Origin of the sequence: Entomomonas moraniae, from assembly GCF_003991975.1 — a bacterium.
Taxonomy (GTDB): domain Bacteria; phylum Pseudomonadota; class Gammaproteobacteria; order Pseudomonadales; family Pseudomonadaceae; genus Entomomonas; species Entomomonas moraniae.
The window spans coordinates 1285941-1308258 of record NZ_CP029822.1; the positions used below are offsets into that span (position 1 = coordinate 1285941).

The following is a 22318-nucleotide window of genomic DNA, read 5'->3' on the forward strand; positions in this document are numbered from 1 at the left end:
ATCACGCCTCCTTAAAATATCTGGCTACCGTCAAAAGGTGACCACCCTTGTAAATGGTCGAACGCTTGGCGGTTGAGTGAGTTATCGAATTTATTAGCGCAGGCATCAGGTGAGCCGTTGCACCCTGCATAGAGGCTAATTGTTTGGCCTTGATTTAAACCTTGTGTTTCACCCCATAAATATAATTCTGCCCCAATATGCTGTTCGATATATCGACGATCCAACTCGCCATTGCTGTCGGTGTATTCAATAAAACCACCACTAAACCATCCGTCAGGATGATTTGCGGCCTCGCTCACGGTCACGGCAGATACGGCGATTTGTTGCAGGGTGGTTCTAACCTTGTAGAGTTCTTTGTTGACCTTGCATTGATGGTCATAAATCATAGCCCCGCAGGTACGCGAATAAACCAAGGTGACACCAGGGCGATTGGTCATGGTTTCATTCGGAATTACGATGATTTCAACGGTGGCGGCTGTTTTATCGTTCACGCTATCGACTACCCCCCAAAATGCAGGAATGACTTCTGCAGTTTGCAAGTGAGTATTAGCCACTTCCAGAGTCAACCGTGAACTGGGCGGCATGCTATGAAATAGTGGTGCGATTTCAATCGTTGCCGGGGCGGTTAGGGTAAAGTTATCACTGATACCACCATCACTGACAATAATCCCACGATCACTAAGACCGCCTTTAAGGGCTTTGTATTTGATGTTATTGCGGATAATGGTCTCGCTACTGGTGTTGTAATCCCAACGTACTGCTCCCAGTTTGAACGTATAAAGCCGTATCGGGGTACGGCTCGCTAAAGATTGTTCAATTTGTTTATAGTTCATTGTCACGTACTCGTTTAAAAGTTAATTGACTGGCCGCTAGCCCTTCACTGTCAGTGACATGGCTAATTTCTACGCTATCACTGTTACTACGGCATAACCGCATATAGCAAATACGGCGAATATCGCTTGGTTTTAGCTGCTTACCCAATGGGCTATCCAGTGCGAGGCGTTCTTTACCGTCTATCGCTTCGCTATCGATGATCTTTCGGAAATAATGCGTACCGTCATTTAAATAAATAACGAGGTGTTTTTTATCAGGGTCATTGCTTGCAAAGCGTTTGTAACCACAAGGAGCTATCACAAGTACTGGCTCGGTAGCACTAACGATGTCCACCACGGTTAAATCATCAGCATGGCTCGGTATCCAAGCGGCTTTTTGTTGACCATTTAAAAAGTAAATAAACTCTCTAAATTGTCGTTGTTCGGTTCTGCCCATGCCTAGCCATCGGTAGCTCTGCACTAAAAAGCTGTAGGTGCTTTTATCAAATACTAACGGCAAGGCCATTTTGTTATCTACAGTTTCAAGCAGGCGTTGATACTGGCTTGTTAAATCATTCGATTCTTCAGGTCTCATCATAAACACTGGGAAGCCTAGATAGGTTTCTTCGGGTGCAACGCCCTTAAAAGGGTTGGTGTCATCAATAAAAAACTCGATAGAGGCCAGTTGTAAGTTATCGGTTTTACGGCTAAGACTGGGCTGTTTAGCAAAGCAAGCTGATTTAGCCGGGTAAAGACGTGTTCCTTTTTTCCAGTCGGCTTGTAACGAACGTTTCAGCGTTAAGCCATCTTCACTGATTGCCGATACTTCGGTGATCTCGTAGGTGGTAAAATCACGGTATAATAAAATAAGGCCACCTTCACTAAACTCTATGTCTTGTGTGGTACAGCCAATAAAGTTATCACCTTGCTGAGCCGCTATGGTTAATGTCTGGATATAATGCCATAAAGGGATTGCCCAGTTACGCGCTCCCCAACTCATCATGTTATTAAAGTATTGGCGTTGGTTTTGGTGAAGTATAAAGTCTGCTTCCAAAGTACGCCGTGGTGTTAAGTAGAGCGCGCTTCGTTGTTCAAAGCCTGATTCACTGGTTAAAATATCCGTTGACCATTCGAGAGTTTCGGTAATGCCGTCTTGCCAGTTGGGCATAAAGGCAAAGGCGACAATGCGGTCACCTGTAATGATGATACTGGGGCGTTCCTCATCAAAGGCAAAAACTATACTGTCATCAATGACGCTTGAGCCGTCAGGTGTAACGGTGAGTTTGTATTGTTGTTCTTCGAGTGCTTGGTAATCATACGGGGCTTTTTTACCGTCTAATACTAAACCCTCGCTAATCCCTATAATGGCGGTGAGCCGCTTTTGGGTAAAGTGGGCATTCCATACATAGAAAGTAACCTCTTGAGTACTGGCAATATTGCCCAGTTCTAATTGACTAGGTGAGATATGCACACGATGATAATAATCATCACTGAAGCTAGTAATTAAGCTTGCTTTGATCTCCCGACTTGGTTTATTAGAATTATTACGAACAATAGTACCTGACAGCATTGGCTCAGCAAGAGATTGCGAGTAAGGATGCCACGCACTTGTAATCTCATACACCCCACCCGATAGATTAGGATTATCAATCCCCCCTTGAGGCGCGGTGAGTTGTACGGCTAGTTTTTCGGCCATTTACTCTCCCCCATACAGTACGGCAATGCCAAATGTGCCACTGTGTCTCAAGGTGTCATAATTTGAGCCGTTGTAACTTTCACCATTACGTGCAGCGGTGTTTTTTTTAAGCCACGGATAGACTTTATACTTAGTATCGCCCAAGGTAATAATTTGCCCCGGCTCGTAGTTGTCTATGCGGATGTAGCGTGCCTGTTTTAAGTTGCCCACAATCACCAGTGTACTGTTAGCTTGGTGATAAACCGCAGGCGTGATAGGCAGTAGAATGGCCTCACCGTTATAGCTGTTCGGTTGTCGATTGAGTAACGGGGCGGTCACCAACGTTGCACTGGCTTGACTGGGTAGAGCTGCCCATCCGCTAGCGGTCATACTACCAACACCCTCGCCACTGACTGACCATTCATTACCGTCTAGCCCATGATGAATAAAACTTCTCACCTGTTGACCTTGGTTGCTTATACTCCCAGTGGGGGTCATAGTCGAAAATAGCAAACTAAAATGATGCCCATTTTGTCCTTGGTTGTTAATATTGCGTATATCCGAGAAGTTATCGCCCCCTGTTCCAATACCACCGTACCAGTTACCCGTCCCCGTTATCCCTGCTACGGGGCTTTGCCCAAAGGCAATATATGACCAGTTATCAACGTTGTAATTAACGAACAGGTAAACTTCTTTATCGAATACATGTAAATGATAAGTCAACGGGTAGCTAATGGATTGAGCAACGCCTGCTAATGAGGCCGCTAATGTATTTTTACCATTTAATAGTATTTGCCCTGTTAATGCGCCATTTGTTTGGCCTGTTCCGCCAATAACCCGTAAACCGTTGCCACTAATCGCCACGTCCATTACACAATTGTTTTTGTAGATCAGACTACCCGATACCGTCCACCCATTTTCAGTACAGCCATTTTGTAAAGCACTTAAGAGTGCATTGGCGGTGCTTGCGGTTGCTGTGTAATAACTCATGCGTCTAGCCTCATTGCGTAATAATCATTTACTCCTGTTCGCGATACATCCTGACCGATCACCCACGTAACACCATCAATGACGAGGGTGTTTTCAACGGCATTATCAAAACCTGAAATATGAGCAATGCCTTCTAATTCGCCATAGAGGTTATTGCTGTCAGTTAGGATAAGCCGCTGTAAGGTGTAAGCTTCGTTACAGCTTCTTAGGTATTTTGAGCCAACGAGGTTGGTATTTACCCAAGGCCAGACCTCGGGTTGTAGCCATGCGCCACTGTTGAAGAACAATCTAAAATTAGCCCGATTGCCTTTGTAAGGCATGGAGTGGCTAGACTCTGAGAAACGAGTAGCACTTGCTCCGTTTAGCATACCGCCACAAACTAAGGGCAATGGGTATTGATTAGGTAATGCATAAGGGAGGCATTTACCACAATAGAATGACTCATACACGGGTGTACCGACACGCAATAAACCTGTGATACGTTGAGGGCTGAGACTAAGCCAATAATCGATACGGCGGTTATGTGCAGGGACACCGCTAAAAATAACATTGGGTTGGGTGGTAATGGGATTACCTGCTACATAACCAATGGCTGTTCCCATTGCTATGTTGTAGTAATCGGCGGTTTCGCTTTGGTAGGTGTAGAAGCAGAGGTAGATTTGTTCTTGTCCGCTGTAGCCTTTGCCTTTGATGATGAGTTCACGATTGGCTTTGGTGGTGTCGTAACGCAAAACTTCCCAACCGTTATTGCTTGTGAAGTCGTGAATTACTTCTAATAGATTATAATGGGCGAGTTGTCCATTACTATCATCTATTGTTCCGATGATGTGTGGCATTGATGTCTCCCGACATTAATTTAGTTTTATTTAGAATGTATTTGTTATAACAGCTCCTAATGCTATTTTTAGGGCTTCATAGCTTAAATCTAGGCCTTTATCTCTAACTATAGTCTTTATTTTGTTCCATGCTGATTGCTGCCTGATCTTGTCTAAAAATTCGTGGCCCTCCCAAGTTAAAGAATTAGCAAAACATAAAATAGGTTTTGTTTTTGAGCATTGAGCAACTATTAACCCTGCTTCATTTAATATGCTCATGTGATAGCTCACTGTTTCAGCATCATACTCAGTAATAGCATTTGCATTTAATCTGCTCGTGGTATCAGGTAAATCTTCAACAGCTATCAATATTTCTCTTATTAAATCCCAGTCTCTTTTCATTTTTATCTCCGTTTAAGATTGTAGAATTTGCTTAATAAAACCATTTTCTTCTATAAAGAATGTTTTCAAGGAATCTCGTGTTCCTGAGTGGGTATTGATTAACTTAGAAAACTCATTTTCATCTTTAACTGTTACAAGCCTAATACTATTTTGAACCGTTGTGCTATTTGTATTTTCCATAGGTGCAAGGTTAATACTTGGCAAACTAGGCGCAGAAGGAGCAGGAACTCCAGCAAGTCCACCTGTTGAATGGTGAACACGCGTAAGATCATTAACAGCTCCCCATCCTCTATTGTTGAGGTCTTTCATAAAGTCTAACATTCCTGGCTGTTTTACCACTTTAGCGCGTGTTACGAATTCACCATTAGAGAGCATTGCAGGGATTGAATCGCTTGTACCTGTCCCCTCACCTCTTACATGTCCACCTGTTGCAAAGGCTTTCATACTGGTAAGTACCATCATTAATGCAGAGAGTCCAATCATTGCGGCAGAACCAAAGGATGCTACAGATGCCGCCGTTGCTGCTGGTGTCCATGATGCTGTTGCACTCGCGGCGGCGGCTTGTGTCGTTGTCTGCGTAGTTGCTGCCGAAGATACCGCAGAAGCTGTTAATGAAGCGTCTGCTGCTGTTTTGGTTGCTTTTACGGTATTGATAGCCCCCACTGCTTCGCTAGCTTGCTGGGTTACATTGCCAAATAAGCCACCATCACCACCTAATCCACCATTCATTGCACCCATAGAGCTAAATGCACTGCTGATAGTTTGAGCCGCTGTCATAGCCCCCTGTTCTATTCCCATCTGCATAGCCATAGCACCTTCTTGTGATGCTGTGCTAATAGCGACTGCTTGCGGTGAGGTTTCATCAATACCCACTGCTGCCGTATCACCCCCAAAGCCAAACATTGAGTTTAGACTATTTAGCCCTCCCATAATGCCATCAGTAGCCTGTTGTGCTATGTTCTGTGTGATGACGTTAAGAATATTGGATGCAATGCTGTCTACAAAGTTTTTAAGGGCTTCTTGTAGGTTCATTGTGCCTTTGACTAGGCCGTCAATACTGGACTGAATACCGTCCTGTAGGCCATTTCTAAAGGCGTTTTCTAGTTCGTTTGTTGTCGCTTGTAATTCGATCAAGCGTGTTTGTACTTGGGTTAAATAGTCTGATGCTTGCTGCCCCATTTCCCCCTCAAGTTTTGACATTTGTTGAAGCTGAGGAAGCATTCCTGAAACAGATTTAGCTGTTTTTTCATGCAGTTCAGTTAGTCGTTTTTGTGCTTCGTATTGGGTAATAATGCCAGCAGTAACTTGTGCTTGTATCGATTGCTCTTGTTGGCTTTGATAGTTAAATAATTTATCTATCTCTGATTTAATACTATCCATTTGTATCTTAAAATCATTAACTCTTTCTACCTTAGGCAATAAAGATAATCCCTCTGTATTGCCGTTCTTCTCAAACTCTTTACGCATTTCTGCCAGACGGGCTTTTAACTCAAGTGAAGCCGCGCCAGCTTCGTCACCTAATGAACGCAATAACTCTATCTGTAATTGAATATTGTCATTAGTATTAGCCATTGCTTGGCGTTCTTTTTCGTCAGCATTGATAATTTCTAAAGCGGCTTTAGCTCTTATCAGCATTTCTTCTGAAAGATTTTTTTCTGCTAATTCCCTTTCTCTGATCTCTTGGGTTGTTAGTTTGAGTTGTGCTGCTTCTTTCTCAAGATTTTTAAGATAGTTTTCTTTATCATTTCCTGATTTTGCACTTCCCTTGCTAGTCTTTTTAGAGTCTGAATAAGCCTTTTGTTGGACGATCAGATCAAGCGCCTGTTTTTTCTGCTCGTCACTCAGCGTACTAGACTGTACTTTATCGGCTTTTTTGTCGAACTCATCCATTCGCATTGTGCGTGCGCTTTCTTTGATATCTTCTAACATTTTAAGATCATTTAAGTTATCAAGCTTGGATTTTGCGCCTTTTAACTTGTCTAGTGCATCATTAAGCTTGGCTACTTCCTCCGCCGCATCTCCAGATTGTCCACCTAAAGTTGTAATCTTTGACTCTATACTGGCTATTGCTCCATCTAATCCTAGCCCTGATTGATATTGTTCATCTAGACTTTTAGTGAGTTTTTGTATTTCTTGGTTCAATTCACTAGACTTGTTTTTTAGATCAGCACTTGCTGCAGCGGCTTCTTTATTCTGAGCACTCAGCTCTTTTTTTCTGCTTTTGGCTTCATCTAAAACAGCAACTTGTTTAGCTAGCTTCTTATTTTCATCATCAAGACTACCTGCTAAGGTCGTAAGTTGAGTATTCATTTTTTCATCTAATACACCTAACTCTTGTAGCTCAGATTTAAGCATATTGATTGCTTTAGCAGTATCTCCACTTTCTTCACGTAATTTTTTGAAGTTTTCAAAGGCGGCGATTACTTCTTTGTTATCGTTATAAACCTCCCCTTCTGGACTGGAAAATATTAGCTCTTGAGTAGGAATTTTATCTTTTATCTGCTTAATAACATTATCAACATCATCTTCTTTTATCTTAACTGCTGCCTCGACCTCAATAATGTATTTATCTAGCTGCGCCTCAGTCATTTCAGTTATTTTTTGTCTAACCTCATCAATGCTTTTAGCCGCATCATCTAACGCATTTTTAGCAAGCTCTGTATTATCTTTAAATAGTAGCCAACTAGCTGCTGCCGTTCCAAGTGTGACCGCCAAACCAACTAAACCTAAAACACCACCACTCATAAAACCGCGGATAGCAGTAGAAGCAGCCGCGGCTCTAGCTTGCGCGGTTGCATAAGCATTAGTAGCGGCTGTTAATTGTGTTTGTGATGCAGTTAGTCCAAGTTGCGCTCTTGTCTGAGCTACTATTGTTGCTGTTCTAGCAACCTCTGCTTTTGCAGCATTACTCTCTGCAATGGTATCTGCTATTTTTGCATAAGTATTTTTAACTGTTGCCAATGTTGCTCCAGTTGCTTTTAGTGTATAAGCAGTCAAAGCCCCTGCTAATACAGAGCCGATTAATTTAGCAGCCCCATCCATATTATCAGTAAGATAGTTCATCGTACTAACTAACTTATCTGTAGCACCTGTCGACTTATCCAGCTCACTTAAGTAACCCCCTAGCTCATTGGTAAATCGCTGGATTGAGTCGTTTGTGCCTGTACTCATACCCTCTGCCATTTCATTTTTAACATCTCTTACTCTATTGGCAGCTTCAATAAAGATTTGTGTGGTAAGTTCGCCATTAATAGCCATTTGACGCACTTCTTTTTCTGATACTTCTGAAACGCCTCGAATCTCTGCTAGATAGTCCGCAATATCTTTGACAACTGTCGGCATTGTGCTAGTTATCGTTATCCATTCATTACCTGATACCTTTCCTTTAGCCATCGCCATATTAATAGCACCAACAACACTCGCAAACTTCTCAGCATTAGCGGAGTTGATTGTCAGGCTTGAACTCATGCTATCCAAAAAGTTTAACGTATCATAAGTTGTATACCCTAAATCCTTAACCGAGCTATTAATGCGAATGAATAGCTCTTGTTGCTCTGATAGTGGTTTATAGGTTCGGTTAGCTGACGCTAAAATACGCTCCTGAGCATACTCAAACTCATCTTGGCTATCCGTCGCCATTTGTATACGCTCTGCTAATTCATTGTACTGATTAGCCATCCGCATTCCTGCAGTAAAGCCAGCGATGGATAAAAACGAAGCCGTCAACCCAAGAATACCTGTCTTTAAGTTTGCAAATGATTTATTAGCTTGATTAGCTGAGTTTGCAGCTGTATTGCCGAATTTAACCGCGCTTTTCTCTGCTTCGGTTATTTGTTTCTCTAGCCCTGTTACTTTCGTAATTAAATCACGAATGTTGCTTCTTGCGCCGTGACTGTCTAAGAACTCGCCAAAAGTGCCATCTGTTTTGATGACTGTTTTATCTAGTTCTTCTAATGTAGATTTTAAAATCTGTAGTTGTTTTTTTGCCGCCTGAACTTCACTAGCGTCTACTGGTATTTTAATTCCGTCTGTCATTTTGTTTCTCCACGCCTCACGGCATTAAGTTAAAAAAAGGGCGCGAACGCCCCAAGGTTAATCACTATCTAAAACAATATCTTCTGGCGACTGATATTCTTTTGCCGTCTCCGAAACTACTTTATTAATATCACTAAGTGGAACTGTTGCTTTATGCATACAATGTATTGCGCACATCCATTTATTTAACTTGGTTAAAGAGTGCTGATCTAAAGATTCGATAAACTCTAACTCTTTATCATCTGCCCCTAACCCTTCCATGGTTCTTAAGTGAAAACCTAATGCGATTGCTGCGCTTTCTATATCACTTAAATAAATTTTTCCTTCATAAGTTTTTCTGTAAGATTGGCTAAATGGAATAACATTACTCATGCCGCACCTCTTAACTCTTTATCTTGAGTATATTCACCATTCCAAGTCTTTTTCATGGGTAACATTCCTTTTATGTAATAGTCATAGAGCTTTACTGCGCCATTTTTTAGTAAAACAGGTTTGTTTACTGTAAACGGCTCTAATCCATGAGGAGCTATCTCTGTTATCTCTTCCGTCATGTATTTATCCCTAGCGTAAGATTTTACGCGCCATCTGACATTGCTCTTACTTTCGTTATAGAGCCAGTTTTTCTTCTCTAGAAACTTTGATACATCCATGACATTTACACCATTTAGCTTTTTACAAAACTGTGTAATAGACTCTCCATGTTTGAATAGGCTTTCTAATGATTCAATCTTTTGTGATTTTTCTTTGTTCTCTAGTTGTAACTGCTGATTCTGTTCTTCAAGATCAGCAGCTAGTCTTAATGCTTCAGGCAATGACTTAGGTATATTGAAGCTATCAACACTATAACCACCAGTTTTACGAACAGAAGGCAATACTTCACCAGTAACCCACTTTCTAAAACGATAGGGTTTTGTTCCTTTTTTCATTGCATCCCTGCATCTTAATGTTAGAGTATATACGCCAGACTCTGAAAGTATTGCAACATCCTGTTTTCCGCCAAGGGTCTGTATTGAATACAGGGCCTTTTCATCATCGTCTAGCTTTCTAGTCTGGCTAGAATCAATATTTAGAGAAGCACACACATCAGCAGCAATAAACCAAGGCTCACTCTCAACTATAACAACCCTTACTTGGTCGCTGTTAAAATTGTAGTTAATTAAGTTACTCATGGCTAAATCCTCCCTTAACTACAGAATCTCCTAAATCATTACCGCAATCATCCAAGTTATTACTGATTAACTGAATAGCACTAATTAATCCACCTAAAACATTACTGTTAAAACTTTCGTTATCACAATCTTTATTACATAGGTCAGCTTCTAATACATCGCCTATCGCTCTTATGGCATAAGCTGACTTATTAACTATCTTAGCTACTCTGCTAGCTTCATAAGCTAAACCCCAAGCATCTTGCTTAGGTTGATTATTTTGTTGTGTTGCTGTACTATTTGACATTGACTTATCTCCGCAAGATATAAGTTTTAGATTAGAGGCTTTAGGTGTTAGCGCACTTGAAGCCTTTTTTATTTGTCCATTCATATTAAGATGCCTCAGCCAAGGCTAGTCTAATAGCTTCCAATCCTTTATCGTTATACATAAAATTAGGCACTTGTTTTGCTGAATATTTAGATTTAGTTAAAATATTCTCGCCATTCTCTTGTGTTTTAATTCCTAAGGAATTAGCAATACGCCCTACTTTGTTAGCGCTAATATTAAGAATTTTTCCAATATCTTCTGCGGTATATAACTTCTGCTCTAACTTTGGTAATGGAATTATTTCAGCCCCTGCAATTGGATTGACTAAACCTGCATAGATGACTTGCTTTGATTTTTCGCTAAGACTTGGAAACATTAAACAGATATCTTTAGCTGATTCAGTAGCCATTTTTAATGCTCTAGCTTGTCTGAATTGAACTAAGCCTGAATTATCAGTTTTAATTTGCTTGCTTTCGCCTAAAACGATCTTTTCACACTCAATAAAATACTTTCTAGCTAGTCTACCCTTCTCATTTCTTTCTACCATAGATAATTCTTTCGCCATATCTATAGTGATGTGATATTCAACGCTTGGGCGACCACCTGTAGGTTTTGCTCTTTTTTGAGCGAAACTTAAATAATCAGTATTTTCAATGAATCCATACTCAGAAATACGACGGGCAATCCAATCTTTAAATTGAGTTTCGACTTCTAAAAATTCATACAATGTTCTAGCATTTACAGTTTTAACTAATTCATTATTAATTTTCGATTGCTCAATCTTGATTAATTCATTCATTACCATTCCCCTCAGCTTTTTTATTAACCCAGCTTTCCAAATCAATAAATCTAATCAATCTACGGCGACCATTCTTGAATGAATTAAGCTCGCCACTGTTTATAGCATCATAAATAGCATTACGTGTTACCCCTACTAACTCACCAGCCTGTTTAGGGCTAATTGAGATAGGTTTAATTTGTGTTACTATAGACATACTTTGTTTTCTCCTTAAAAGATTACATTACTAAACACAACCAAAAACATGTAAGCATAATAATTGTAAGTAACATTTAATGCAAGCATATTTTTTGTATACCTATGGTTTTTTATTATGGCTAATAGATCAAAAAAAGTTGTCTTGTCCGCTAGAGTTCCCTCTTATCTAAAGGCAGGGATTGATATAACCTCTACATGCTTAAACAAAAGCACGGTATCAATTATTGAAGAGCAACTTGAAGATCTCATTGATACTACCTCTATCACCTTTCCTGTTGTTCTCTCTAGTGAAAGATTTGCCCGTAGAGAAAGACTTAGCATACGCAAACTAATGAGCTATATATGGAATGACGATGAAATTATTTTTAAACTCAGAATAGGCATAATTGGAGATCATATTGCTGGCTCTATTTTAAGTAGAGTTGCAGACTGGGCATGCAACGACCTATTCAAAGGAGAATATCCTTTATTTGGAGACTTAAATGGTCACCTAACTCAAAATCCAGAAGAATTTGATGTTATTGAAAAACATATAGACTTGGAAAAGGTCAGAGCAGAGTGGGATACTCTAAATGCATACATGGAATTTTTAGAAAAAAATAAACCTCTAAACCCAAGTTATGAGCAATACAAAAAAATGCTTAACAACTCTTAACCTATAAAAACTCACACCCAAATAAAAACCCTCACTAGGAGGGTTTATATGTACTAAGCTGCTTTTTACCAATCGCGCTGACGAGTAGCTTCTTCTGAATCTATATCAATATCAAAGTATTTTAAAATACAGAAGATTGTTTCACATATACTTTCACGGGCAACCGTTTCAATCTCACTACCGTTTTCCCAAAACTCGTCTTGTAAACTATTGATTGCCTCTGTAACTTCATCGCACTTTACCTGTATTTCGTCGTTAGTTTTGTTTTCAGGTTCTAGAAAATGCACTAATTCGACTAACAGGTTTTTAAGCTTTTCTACAAGATGAGGTGGGTAGTATGCATCATCCATCATGTCTTTTAGATAAACAAAGTCGGGGTCTATTTTCTTCATGGCAACTAACTCCTTCTCGTTATATTTTCTTTATGTTACTTTCTATGAGGGCTTGCTTAATTAGTACAACCATATGAATAGCGCACATGGTAATTGAAATACACATCATTGTTTTTTTCATATACTCCTAGTCTTACGGTGCTAAATGGATTTTCTGTAGTCCATCTAGTCTCTATATCTTGTAGCTTTGAAGGTTTAGCTTTATATATAATATCATTTATTGCGTTTTTTAACTTATCGTATTCGCCTACAAATTCTGCTTTTTCCTTTACATCGCCCTTCCTTGCGCCGAGAACAATACAAATCTTATCATTCTCAAAAACATAAGTGTAACTATTAAGATAATTATAAGGCTTTGGGGCTGAGTTAGAAGCGTACATATTAGGCTTAACTTCTTTCAGTTCCACCTTCTTTTTCAACTCGTCTAATGTTGTATTAGCATTAACACCGAATGCAGAGTCTTTAGTAAAAACTTCATCTATTGGGTAATCTTTTTTACCATCACAACCAGCTAATAAAAGAACGCTTAGCCCCATCAATATTATTTTTTTCATCCCTTTCCCCTTAGATAAACATAGAGACAGGATAGGATAACAGCGCTGATTATTCAATGCTAAAAAGAAGCTCGTTATTATTCTCGGCATTAAGTTAAAAAAGGGCGCGAACGCCCTAAGGTTATGCTGCTATTAATTTCATTGTGATAAGATATCAGATAAGTTTAAGTATTAATCTGGCTCTTTAAGTGTTTATTTTGCGTGATAGGATTCAAGGAGCTTAACAATGTCTGTATATCCCTTTTGTTTTGCATGAGTTAAAGCAGAAATGCCTTTGTTATCAGGAATATTGGGGTTAGCTCCTGCTTTCAATAAGATCTCAATAATCTGGACATGTTTTGCTCCACCATCACTTAATACAATCGCCTCCATTAATGCAGTCCAACCTAAATTATTAACATGATCAATCGGAAAGTTAGGCGTATTCGCTAATAGTTCAACGTTCTTAACATGTCCTTTCTCCGCAGCTGGAATTAACGCAGTGCCACCGTAACGATTATAGATATCGAATTTAGCTCCATGGGCTAATGCTAATTTAACAGTATCATAATACCCTTCAGCCCCAGCGTAGAGAAATGGAGAGTTCTTTATATTATCTTGTGCATTTACATTGGCTCCAGCAAGAATAAGTTGTATTGCAAGCTCTTGATTACCTTGATAAATAGCTAACATTAAAGGTGTTTGTCCTTCTGAGTTACGTATTTCTAATAAAGAAGGATTTGCTTTAACAAAGTTAAGAACAGCTTCATTATCATTCGCTTTAATTTCTTTGAATAAATAAGGCATATTATTTTCCACCTTTAATGATTGTTGTTCAGCGTAACCAATTATATTTGTTGTTATTAATATAGAAGCTAAAATAGTTGTAATTTTATACATTGTTAAATTCCCCTGATGATCAAAAGACGATTTAATAATTAGTACTTTTCTAGTTTTATTTTTGTTGAAAAGTATTTAGTTTCATGAAAACATGATTAATTAAAAAATACCACTTTGATACTGTAACCACATGTAAATATTGAAATATCTTATATTCTATAATCAATTAGTTCATCTGTCTTTTTTGTAAGTGGCTTACCATTAAAGAAATTACATTACTCATGCGGCACCTCTTAACTCTTTATCTAAATAAACCCGTTATTATTCCAGACATCGAGTTTAGTCATATTCTCTACTTGCGTAAAAAAACCCTCAAAAGAGGGCTTTGTTTAATTGGCTCTTCCTTGCTATAGGGGTAGTCCTTAATAAAATATAGCTATAAAGTTTTTACTAGTACTCAGACAACAAAAAGCCCGACATCAAGTCAGGCTTTTGATCTTATGTGTAAGCTATTATATTTTTATTACATAGCTGATACATTAATTGCTGTAGGGCCTTTAGCTCCATTTTCAGCAGAAAACTGTACTTTTTGTCCTTCGTATAATGTTTTAAATCCATCACCAATAACTGCTGAGAAATGAACAAATAAATCTTTGCTACCATTGTCAGGAGTGATAAAACCAAAACCTTTACTTTCATTAAACCACTTAACTAAACCTGTTTGAATCGACATTTGAATATACCTTTTTTATAAATTAAATTCAGTCACATAACTGTAATTGACAAAATTTCTTCGCTTTGGATGAACATGATTAATATAGAGAAAATAGAAGAAACAAAAAGATATTATTTGGACTAAAAACTAGGTATTGAAAATGCTTTATTAACGCTGAATTTCTGTTATAGCCATTAACTCATATATAAAACTTTATAGCAAGCTTTATTCCGTCAGATTCCCATTAAAGTGTAATTATTGTTCTCAGCTTAATCAAATCCCTCTAGGTATTAATTTAAGAAGTTACTCGGGAAACAATTTTTTCATATGCATTTTTAAGGTATGCGAAGAAATCGAACTCACTACCAAACTGTCTAAGCTTGCCATAATTGCCTCTAAAATGAACAATAAAAAACCCACCGAAGTGGGCCATTCATGCGTGTATTGATAGATCTTTCAATGTAGAAAGGTGAAAAGCATATTCCCCCGTTCATTGATGAGTTTAAAGACCGTAATATAAAATATCTTGCTTTTTCTTCATCGCAGCGGATTCCATACATCTAATTGCATGTTGGTCTTGGCTAACTTTTTTAATTGCCTGTCTAATTTCTTTGATAGCTACAGATGTTAAAGTACGGGGGACACCAATTGGTCCACCTAATAATGGCTTAATATAATTTAGAGATGAGGTGCATTCTTTAGAGTCCACTATCATTTTATAAACCTCTAGAGCCACCTTTTCATTTGGGGTTATACCTTTATAGTTGCCTGGATATAACTTTTCCAAAATTTTAACCAGTGCTTCTTGTGTATATAAATCTACAATCTGTTCAGCCATTTTGTTTATTTCCTTGTTAACATTTGAACAACTTCATCTTTAGAAAATCCAGTAAATGATATTAGATAAAATAGATCTTTATATTTATCAGTAAGTACAAAAGCTGTTGTCCTTGGTCTATCATCTAAAGTTCCTTTTTGCTCGATAATATATATTTTATAATCTGGCTTATTTATATTAATAATTGGCTCTGAGCAGTCGTAGTAATACGCCTCTTGGATGGTTTTTTCTATCGTTCCTTTCGTTATGAAATCTTTCTGTATTGTAAATATCCCTATAAGGTTTTCTCTTTCTAAAATCAACACAACCCCATCCGATGCAGCTATTGTTCCTATAGGTATAGGACTATAAAGCGCTAACCCTTTGCTAACAATGTTTTTGAATGTATAACTATTGCTCTCTTCCTTTGGGCTTATCTCTTTAATCTTGCACTCATTAGCCATTGATAAGCCACTACAGGCAAGTAATACTAGTAACGTTGATATTATGATTTTTGGCATATACTCCTCCTTGTAAAACATTATTCTTATTCAATAACAAAGGAAAAGCAATCAGCTTATCTATGTGGTTCATTAAAATTGCTGATAACTTTTTCAAATAAGGGTATCTCTGGTCGTGCATTACATCTATTTACAGACTGCAATTTTTTAAAAAATTGCTCTGAACTCATAGCTTGAACCTTATCCTCCTGCTGATTATAAGCATAATACTCTTGTGTGCCATTATCAAAAACAAAAGAAGCAATCCAATAGTCTCGTTTCTCATAGAAATGCTTGTCAGTATAAAAACTAGCAACTGCGGAATGTGCAGACATGGGTTTATCTAATAAAACATGATCAATAATAAGATCACAGACTTCCATATCAGTCTCATCAAATATGATGTAATAAGGCTTTTCAGGGCAAGGAAGCTCTTCATCCGCCTGAGAAAAAGTTGCAAAAGATGCTAAAATCAACATAAATGAGATAAATTTATACATTTACTACTCCATTGAAAAAATCATTTTTAATTAACTGCATGGAAAAAGCAATTAATATAAGGGTACTTGCGTACCCTTTACGAAGCCTTTGGTAAGATTAGTTTAATTTGCCCTTGCTTGGTATAAGCTTGAGAACAGCGCGATATAAAGTCTTGATAATCTAAGCAACCATTAGCTAATGATGTAATACTAATTATCTGGGCTTCAACTGCTTTTAATGCCGTAGGTGTTAGATATTGATGTACTTTCTCACCCTTACGACATCTTAATTTTGCTTCTTGATAGACATAATCAGGTAAGGCCACTTCATATACCCATTCTTTTGTTATTTTGCCAAATATTGGTGGAGTTCCGTTTCTATGTCCTAGATAACGAGTATTGGTCACTCTAGCTAACGCACGATAAAAACTATCAATAAAACGCTTTTCCCAAGTGTCAGCTTCATCCAAGGTCAATAACTTGATTACTTGCTCATTAGTATGGATAACTGTTCTTGATCTGACTAGGTGATCAATTGTAATGTCGCACCAAATAGAAAATTCAATGGATAACCATCTAGCGAAAGCAACAGCTAGCTTAGGGTGTAACCATGTACCACCTCCACTCTCAGGGCTACCGCTTTTAGACCTAACTAACCCAGTCTTTTTGCTTAGAATTAATATTTTATTCTTGTAAGCACTACTACGGCTATCTAAACTATTGATTTCATTAATCTCTGTCTCAGAGACACCTTTTAAATTAAGTGCATTTTGCAGGGCAAATAAGTAATTTAACGTTTCCTCTGTTCTTAACCATTGGGTAACTTCTCTATGAAATTTCTTAGCTGCTTCGGTCGCATTAATCCATCCATCATCATTGAAGCTAACTTGATAGTGTTGATAATCTAATTTAATGATGTTATTCATATATTTATTTCTCCTTATATCTTAAATCTCCCAGGAATAAAAAAAGGCAAGCAAAAACGGCAGGGAGAAAGCAACCGTCTTTTTTCGGTAGCTAACCTAGCTTGCTGAATTGAAATGAATAAAAATTGAGGAAGTTGACCTCGTTTTTATTACTCTATAAGTGCAACCTATTAATAATTTTTATTTTCTAAGGTCTTTTACGATCTTAGCAGTCTCTTTACCGCCATTTGTTCCCACGCTTACTACGGTTATATCATCTGCCATTTTGTGCCGTTCTGATTCACCTAGTGACTGGGTATAGAGTTTTAGTTGACGGATGGTGAGTTGTTTTATGTCGTTTAGGCTAAAACCATTTTTTAGTAAGTAGGTGATGTTGTTGGTCCATGCATGACTATTTTTATTAGTCGTGTTACTGCTTGGTTCTTTGAAGAATTCAAACAGTCCTTGTTTATTGACTTCCCACCATACTCCTATTAGTACTAATCCCTCCTCTGGCGTTAGTTTAGTTATTTCTTGTGCTGTTAGACTGCATGATTGGCTGACAAGAAAAGCAACCTCGATTTTGTGTTTTAATAGTAGTTCTTGAGCTTCTTCGAATCCTGGAATATCGGTGTATTTTTGTTTTAATGTGTTGATGATAGGTTCAGCTACACTCAATAAGCGCAAAGCTTCTAGAAATGAATACTCTTTTATGGTGATTGAACGCCCTGCTATTTCCACAGGGCGTTCAGGAAAAAGAATTTCTAGCTCATGAACGTCATTTTTCTTTACAGAAGAACTTCGTTTTTTGGCCATGATTATTCCATTGTCAGAACTTGCATATATCCACTTAACTGATCTTTGCCTGTTTTTTGTGAGTCGATTAAAAGCGTACCGGTTAAAGGTAGCTCGCCAAAGGTTTCATTAATCAATCCAAAATTACTGGTGGGGTCAAATTGAACACGGTACATTTCAATATAAGTGTTTTTACCTGTCAGGGTATTAATCCCTTCAAAAACCAAGCAGCGTTCAGGTGGTTGGATGTTGGCAAATGGATACAGTGCTGTTGCTTCGGATGATTTATAGCTCGCTTTGAAGGGCTGTTTGAATGTTTTGGTGCTAAGTATTTTAATATCGCCTGATATATCAGAGACGATTTCATAATCAACGCCTTCTTTTAGTGTCACAGGTGTTGCAGTTGAGTCTTTGATGATTAGGTCTGAGATAAAATAGCCATCTAATACAACCGTATTACCATCAACCACTGTCGGAAATTCTTCATCAGTAATTGTTTTAGCGTCAACTTTAACTTCTTTAGCATAAAGACTTAGTGCTAATGGTTCTGGCAGCCACTCTGTTAATGTCATGTTAAGACTAATTGTTTTACCTGTGATGATGGTGCCGTAATCAGCCCGTTGTCCTGAGAAAGATTCTTTCATTGTTTCTTTGTCAACGGACATTTCTAGACTGGCTTCTTTTACGTTACCTAGCCATGTTTTTGTTGTATTATCTAAACTGCCGTCTGCTTTACGTTGAATAGTTGAGAAACGGCCTTGTAAACTAAATAGTTTATTTGTTTCCATAAAATAGTCCTCTTTCGCCTCACGGCGGTAGTTAAAAGTTAATCGTTGCTTTGTAGTAAATTGATAAGTGAATAACGTTATAGTTATCTTTGATTAGAATCTGGCTGTAATCAACTTTTCTAACAGTGAATGACTGCCCGTTATATTCAAATCTTACATGAGGTCTTAGCCTTGCTTTAACCTTGTCAGCATCTTCAAGTAGTTTAGGTGCACTAGTATCGAGTGGGTGATTGATGTCTATCTGTAGTATTCCGCCTAGCTTCTCTACAGTTTGTAATGGCTCGGTTGTGGTAGGGATGTGTTTTATTTCTATCCAGGGTGTATCTGGAGGCGGTTTAAAGAGCTTGCCCTCGTACTTGATTGGATAGGGTAAGATTCCTTCAATCGCCACCATAAATGCGCTGTTCAGTTCTTTCAATTTTGACCTCGCAGTATCAAGTTAAATCGGTCAACACTACGCCTTATCCATCCAGCTTCAATTTGTCTTGAATGACCATATTCTAGTGGAACAATATAAGGCACGTTGTTGATGATGTAGAGTTTTGTCCACTGTGTAGGTAATGTGGGTGTTGTGGGTACGCTAGTAGAATGGATAATTTCGTTATCGGGCGTTTCAACGATTCGCCAGTTAGCCCTCGCGGTTCCACCTACATAACCTTTAGGGTGATAACCACTCAGCCATAAGCTAGGATTACCTACCGGCGTATTTTTTACAAGCTCACCGTAAAGTTCTAGTACAGCGGCGTTTGCTCTGTCTTGCATTTGGTTGCTATAGTTGTCTATTTGAGCAGAGAGGCTGTTATTTCTTACAGCCATAAATTACCCTCCCCGTAACTGAATGGACCATGTGATATTGGCAGGGTCTTTGGTTACGTTAATGACGGTATAATCTTCGATTTTGTCATTAATTTGTGGGGTATTGGTAACTTCTGCTTGTAGTGCTGTGAGCTTTTGGTCAGTGGTTAGAATAGATTCACCATCAACTAAAGAGAGCGCATAAGAACCAAACACGCCGCGTCCAGTGTATTTGGTCACTATATCATCTGATTCACCCGTGATAGGATTATAATTACCCTTGGTAACCCTAATCCCTTCAAACTCGGTCACAGCATCAGCAAGCTTGTTATCGAAAGCTTTGCTCAGAGCTTTAGTGATTTTGTCTTTTAGCATGATTGCACCTTATTAAGGAACTTTATTAAGAATGCTGACTAATCCAAAGCTTTTAAGCCACGGCCTGAGTAGATCATCTGCTATTAGCTCTCCCTTGGAGATTGTGACAGCATTACTAGCGAGCGTCTGACTGTACGAAACAGTATCAGCACTCATTGATTCACTCAAAACCCCAGTTTGTTTGTCTGCATAGATGCCACCCTTACCGATCTCGTAGGCGATCTCATAGCCTGCTTCTTTCCATTCATTAGGGATGGGATTTAGATTAGGAAGCCCTTTGTTAGATAACCACAGATTAGCCAGCCGTACACAACGCTCAGGTGTTTCTTTGACTGCCCAATCTGTATTGCCGAAGTAGTCGGTAGCACCCTGAACGTTGATGTAGTCCATTATGCACCGCCTGCTTCTTCTAACAGTTTTACGAGATCAGCCTTCTTAGCATTATCAGGAAATTCTATGCCTTTGGCTGTGAGAATTTCTTTGAGTTGATCTACTTTCATGTCAGAAGGATTAATAGGGCCGCTTTCCTTTTCGGCTCCAGTGCTTACTTTAATGCCGACAGCCTCATAAGCTTCTACAATATTGGGATAATCACCTTCAATAATAACCTTTGTAGCCTTTTCAGGTTTATCAAAATACTGTGGATTACGATAACTTTTATCTTTTTCAAAATTTGAAGTTCGTTCTGTATAAATTAGTTCCATGCTCATGTCCAAAGCCCTACTTAAAGGGGCGTTTATTAATGTTATGGTTTTGTGCTTAGATCAATCAATACGCCTGCAGTGGATTTGTTACTCGTAGCGTATTTAGTCCAGTTAGCAGACGAGCCTAATGCAGCAAGATTAGGATTAACCCCGCTGTTTCTTTCCAGCTATAACCTAATACGTCTAGGTTAAATGTTCCTTCGGCTCGGAAACCCATCGCAATGTTTTCTTGGTCGTTAATAGAGTAACTACAAAAACCAGGTAATTGTGATTCAGTAACTGTAATAGCGCCTGTCTGTAATCCAAAAATACTATCGACAGGAGCTTTATCTGTAACTAATACAGGTTTGCCTAGTGTTCCTGGCTGACCACCATAAATAACAATATCTGCTTCGTTGTAGATTTTGTCAGTAATCGCTTGATCTACTAGATCAAAGTAAGTCGTACTGTCCATCACCCATAAGGCAATGCGCGCTGAACGATCTCCAAATTTACGCATGCCTTTAGTTAATGTTTTCTTACCGTCCTTTGCTATACTAGCGTTAGCAACCATGTCTGCATTTGACATGATAGAGGCTTTCAGAGAAGCCATCGCATACTCAATATAACCCTCTAAAACCGCATCTGCATAATCTTGACCGACAAGCATGGAAAACTCTTCAGGGCTACGAGCGCGCCTTTTAAATGCTTCATCAGTAGTTTGGTATGGGCCATATTTAAATGGAACTTTTACACCAACCATTTCGCCGGGGCCAATCTTCTTTGCTGTTACCTTGGCATCTGAATTAACGTCACGATGCTCAACAGCACCACCAATTTTATAAAAAGCTCTTTTACGTAGATCACCCTCAATCAGCTCATTGTTTAAAATCACTGCTCCACTAGATGAAACATTAAAGATTTCAATTACATCTTGAATACGCTCAAGATAGGCGGTTTGTGCTAGGTCATTATAAATAACCATATCTGTATTAACGGTAGTTGTCATTAATTATTCCCTCATTATTTAGGTAGTTTTAAATATGCTTCGCGTCCGTGATCTTCGATATACTGTTTTATATCCACGGCACTCATTTTTGATCTACTCAATTTAGCCTTGCCATTACCTGAGCCGGGCGCCCCCCTCCCTGAACGATAGGAAACCAGTGAGGCGCTTTTTCTCGCATAGCTTCTAGCCATGCTTTTGTTGTCAGAGGATTGCCTTTGGCATCTAACCCTGCTGATTCGGTGGGTATTACTTTGCCTTCATCATCGACGGTAAATAGATCACGACTACGATAAATAGCGTCATCAATCGCTGATGGGATAACACCTAATGCGGTAGCCGCTGCGCGTATCTCATCGGATAGCACGCGACCTTTGAATTTGTTGGCGAAACTCTTAGCTTGCTCTGCTTGCCCTGATAGTTCTTGGTATTTCTTTTCGTAATCTTCTTTCATGCGCTCAGTGCGTTGGAGGACTAATTCGTCAAGCTTGCCCTCTTCAATTAGCTTTTTATCAGCTATTTCTTGTTGTTTCTTTAAGGCTTCCCTAGCAGCTTCTGGGTCTAGGTCAGCATAAGAGCCTAGCTTTTCTTTTAGTTGCTTTTGAAGCCCTAACAGCTCGCTATTTTTAGCTTTTAAACCAGTTACACTACTTTCAAGCTCTGACTCAAACTTACTGTTTAAAGCTTTTGCTTGATCTTCGTTTACTTCTATTCCTAACTCTTTGAGTTGCTCTGCTGTTAATGGCATTGTTGTCCCTTGGGTGTTGTTGTTTACCTTTTTTCAGGCATAAAAAAACCCCACTTAAGGGGTATTAATAAAATAATGCGCTCTTTCGTG

General features: G+C 38.7%; 28 protein-coding genes and 1 pseudogene. 1 reads left to right on the forward strand and 28 read right to left on the reverse strand.

What is annotated here, in order from left to right:
* Positions 1-11 precede the first annotated feature (11 nt).
* The 11 genes from DM558_RS06045 to DM558_RS06095 all read right to left on the reverse strand — a co-directional run bounded on the left by DM558_RS06045 (position 12) and on the right by DM558_RS06095 (position 11200).
* Positions 12-833, reverse strand: a complete 822-nt coding sequence (locus DM558_RS06045) for a phage BR0599 family protein (RefSeq protein ID WP_127162688.1) — start codon at positions 831-833, stop codon at positions 12-14.
* Positions 823-2508, reverse strand: coding sequence for a hypothetical protein (locus DM558_RS06050; protein WP_127162689.1), 1686 nt, complete (start codon positions 2506-2508; stop codon positions 823-825). Before DM558_RS06050 ends, DM558_RS06045 begins: the two co-directional genes overlap by 11 nt.
* Positions 2509-3477 (reverse strand): hypothetical protein, encoded by a 969-nt coding sequence (locus tag DM558_RS06055; protein WP_127162690.1) that lies wholly within the window; start codon positions 3475-3477, stop codon positions 2509-2511.
* Entirely contained in the window at positions 3474-4313 is an 840-nt protein-coding gene (locus tag DM558_RS06060; protein ID WP_127162691.1) for a hypothetical protein, read from the reverse strand. Before DM558_RS06060 ends, DM558_RS06055 begins: the two co-directional genes overlap by 4 nt.
* Before the next feature lie 30 nt (positions 4314-4343).
* A complete protein-coding gene (locus DM558_RS06065) occupies positions 4344-4694 on the reverse strand; it encodes a DUF2513 domain-containing protein (RefSeq protein ID WP_127162692.1) in 351 nt (116 codons plus the stop codon).
* A 12-nt stretch (positions 4695-4706) separates the two neighbouring features.
* A complete protein-coding gene (locus DM558_RS06070) occupies positions 4707-8729 on the reverse strand; it encodes a tape measure protein (RefSeq protein WP_127162693.1) in 4023 nt (1340 codons plus the stop codon).
* Positions 8730-8786: 57 nt separating this feature from the next.
* Positions 8787-9101, reverse strand: coding sequence for a hypothetical protein (locus DM558_RS06075; RefSeq protein ID WP_127162694.1), 315 nt, complete (start codon positions 9099-9101; stop codon positions 8787-8789).
* Positions 9098-9898 (reverse strand): BRO-N domain-containing protein, encoded by an 801-nt coding sequence (locus DM558_RS15785; protein WP_228411830.1) that lies wholly within the window; start codon positions 9896-9898, stop codon positions 9098-9100. Before DM558_RS15785 ends, DM558_RS06075 begins: the two co-directional genes overlap by 4 nt.
* Positions 9891-10184, reverse strand: coding sequence for a hypothetical protein (locus tag DM558_RS06085; RefSeq protein WP_127162695.1), 294 nt, complete (start codon positions 10182-10184; stop codon positions 9891-9893). Before DM558_RS06085 ends, DM558_RS15785 begins: the two co-directional genes overlap by 8 nt.
* Positions 10185-10269: 85 nt before the next feature.
* Positions 10270-11004: an antA/AntB antirepressor family protein gene (locus DM558_RS06090; protein ID WP_127162696.1), complete on the reverse strand. Its 735-nt coding sequence runs from the start codon at positions 11002-11004 to the stop codon at positions 10270-10272.
* A complete protein-coding gene (locus tag DM558_RS06095) occupies positions 10997-11200 on the reverse strand; it encodes a helix-turn-helix domain-containing protein (RefSeq protein ID WP_127162697.1) in 204 nt (67 codons plus the stop codon). The genes DM558_RS06090 and DM558_RS06095 overlap by 8 nt, the downstream gene beginning before the upstream one ends.
* Before the next feature lie 117 nt (positions 11201-11317).
* Here DM558_RS06095 and DM558_RS06100 point away from each other — a divergent pair, with 117 nt between their 5' ends.
* Positions 11318-11857, forward strand: a complete 540-nt coding sequence (locus DM558_RS06100) for a hypothetical protein (RefSeq protein ID WP_127162699.1) — start codon at positions 11318-11320, stop codon at positions 11855-11857.
* A gap of 65 nt (positions 11858-11922) precedes the next feature.
* On the opposite strand, the gene DM558_RS06105 is transcribed toward DM558_RS06100, so the two are convergent.
* From DM558_RS06105 to DM558_RS06185, 17 genes and pseudogenes are all read right to left on the reverse strand, one after another.
* Entirely contained in the window at positions 11923-12249 is a 327-nt protein-coding gene (locus tag DM558_RS06105; protein ID WP_127162701.1) for a DUF5713 family protein, read from the reverse strand.
* 56 nt (positions 12250-12305) lie between these two features.
* Positions 12306-12803, reverse strand: coding sequence for a hypothetical protein (locus DM558_RS06110; protein ID WP_127162703.1), 498 nt, complete (start codon positions 12801-12803; stop codon positions 12306-12308).
* 192 nt (positions 12804-12995) lie between these two features.
* Positions 12996-13682 carry an ankyrin repeat domain-containing protein gene (locus tag DM558_RS06115; RefSeq protein ID WP_127162705.1) on the reverse strand — a complete coding sequence of 229 codons (687 nt, stop codon included), beginning with the start codon at positions 13680-13682 and terminating at the stop codon, positions 12996-12998.
* A gap of 463 nt (positions 13683-14145) precedes the next feature.
* On the reverse strand, positions 14146-14355 hold the full coding sequence (gene cspE / locus DM558_RS06120; RefSeq protein ID WP_127162707.1) for a transcription antiterminator/RNA stability regulator CspE: 210 nt from the start codon (positions 14353-14355) through the stop codon (positions 14146-14148).
* A 484-nt stretch (positions 14356-14839) separates the two neighbouring features.
* A complete protein-coding gene (locus DM558_RS06125; RefSeq protein WP_127162709.1) occupies positions 14840-15175 on the reverse strand; it encodes a hypothetical protein in 336 nt (111 codons plus the stop codon).
* Positions 15176-15180: 5 nt separating this feature from the next.
* Positions 15181-15675, reverse strand: coding sequence for a hypothetical protein (locus DM558_RS06130; protein ID WP_127162711.1), 495 nt, complete (start codon positions 15673-15675; stop codon positions 15181-15183).
* A gap of 56 nt (positions 15676-15731) precedes the next feature.
* Complete coding sequence (locus DM558_RS06135; RefSeq protein ID WP_127162713.1) at positions 15732-16154, reverse strand: hypothetical protein; 423 nt, start codon at positions 16152-16154, stop codon at positions 15732-15734.
* 77 nt (positions 16155-16231) lie between these two features.
* Positions 16232-17059 (reverse strand): KilA-N domain-containing protein, encoded by an 828-nt coding sequence (locus DM558_RS06140; RefSeq protein ID WP_127162715.1) that lies wholly within the window; start codon positions 17057-17059, stop codon positions 16232-16234.
* 180 nt (positions 17060-17239) lie between these two features.
* Positions 17240-17854, reverse strand: coding sequence for a DUF6631 family protein (locus DM558_RS06145; protein WP_127162717.1), 615 nt, complete (start codon positions 17852-17854; stop codon positions 17240-17242).
* Positions 17855-17856: 2 nt separating this feature from the next.
* Entirely contained in the window at positions 17857-18621 is a 765-nt protein-coding gene (locus tag DM558_RS06150) for a phage tail tube protein (RefSeq protein ID WP_127162718.1), read from the reverse strand.
* Between the two features lie 31 nt (positions 18622-18652).
* A complete protein-coding gene (locus DM558_RS06155) occupies positions 18653-19039 on the reverse strand; it encodes a phage tail terminator-like protein (RefSeq protein ID WP_127162720.1) in 387 nt (128 codons plus the stop codon).
* Entirely contained in the window at positions 19036-19437 is a 402-nt protein-coding gene (locus DM558_RS06160) for a hypothetical protein (RefSeq protein ID WP_127162722.1), read from the reverse strand. The genes DM558_RS06155 and DM558_RS06160 overlap by 4 nt, the downstream gene beginning before the upstream one ends.
* Positions 19438-19440: 3 nt before the next feature.
* A complete protein-coding gene (locus DM558_RS06165; RefSeq protein ID WP_127162724.1) occupies positions 19441-19791 on the reverse strand; it encodes a glutamate 5-kinase in 351 nt (116 codons plus the stop codon).
* A gap of 12 nt (positions 19792-19803) precedes the next feature.
* Entirely contained in the window at positions 19804-20181 is a 378-nt protein-coding gene (locus tag DM558_RS06170) for a hypothetical protein (RefSeq protein ID WP_127162726.1), read from the reverse strand.
* Positions 20181-20501 carry a HeH/LEM domain-containing protein gene (locus tag DM558_RS06175; protein WP_228411831.1) on the reverse strand — a complete coding sequence of 107 codons (321 nt, stop codon included), beginning with the start codon at positions 20499-20501 and terminating at the stop codon, positions 20181-20183. Before DM558_RS06175 ends, DM558_RS06170 begins: the two co-directional genes overlap by 1 nt.
* 35 nt (positions 20502-20536) lie before the next feature.
* Positions 20537-21483 (reverse strand): annotated as a pseudogene (locus DM558_RS06180) (major capsid protein).
* A gap of 97 nt (positions 21484-21580) precedes the next feature.
* The gene (locus DM558_RS06185; protein WP_127162728.1) at positions 21581-22228 is read right to left on the reverse strand and encodes a hypothetical protein; all 648 of its coding nucleotides are present in this window, start codon (positions 22226-22228) and stop codon (positions 21581-21583) included.
* Positions 22229-22318: the final 90 nt, after the last annotated feature.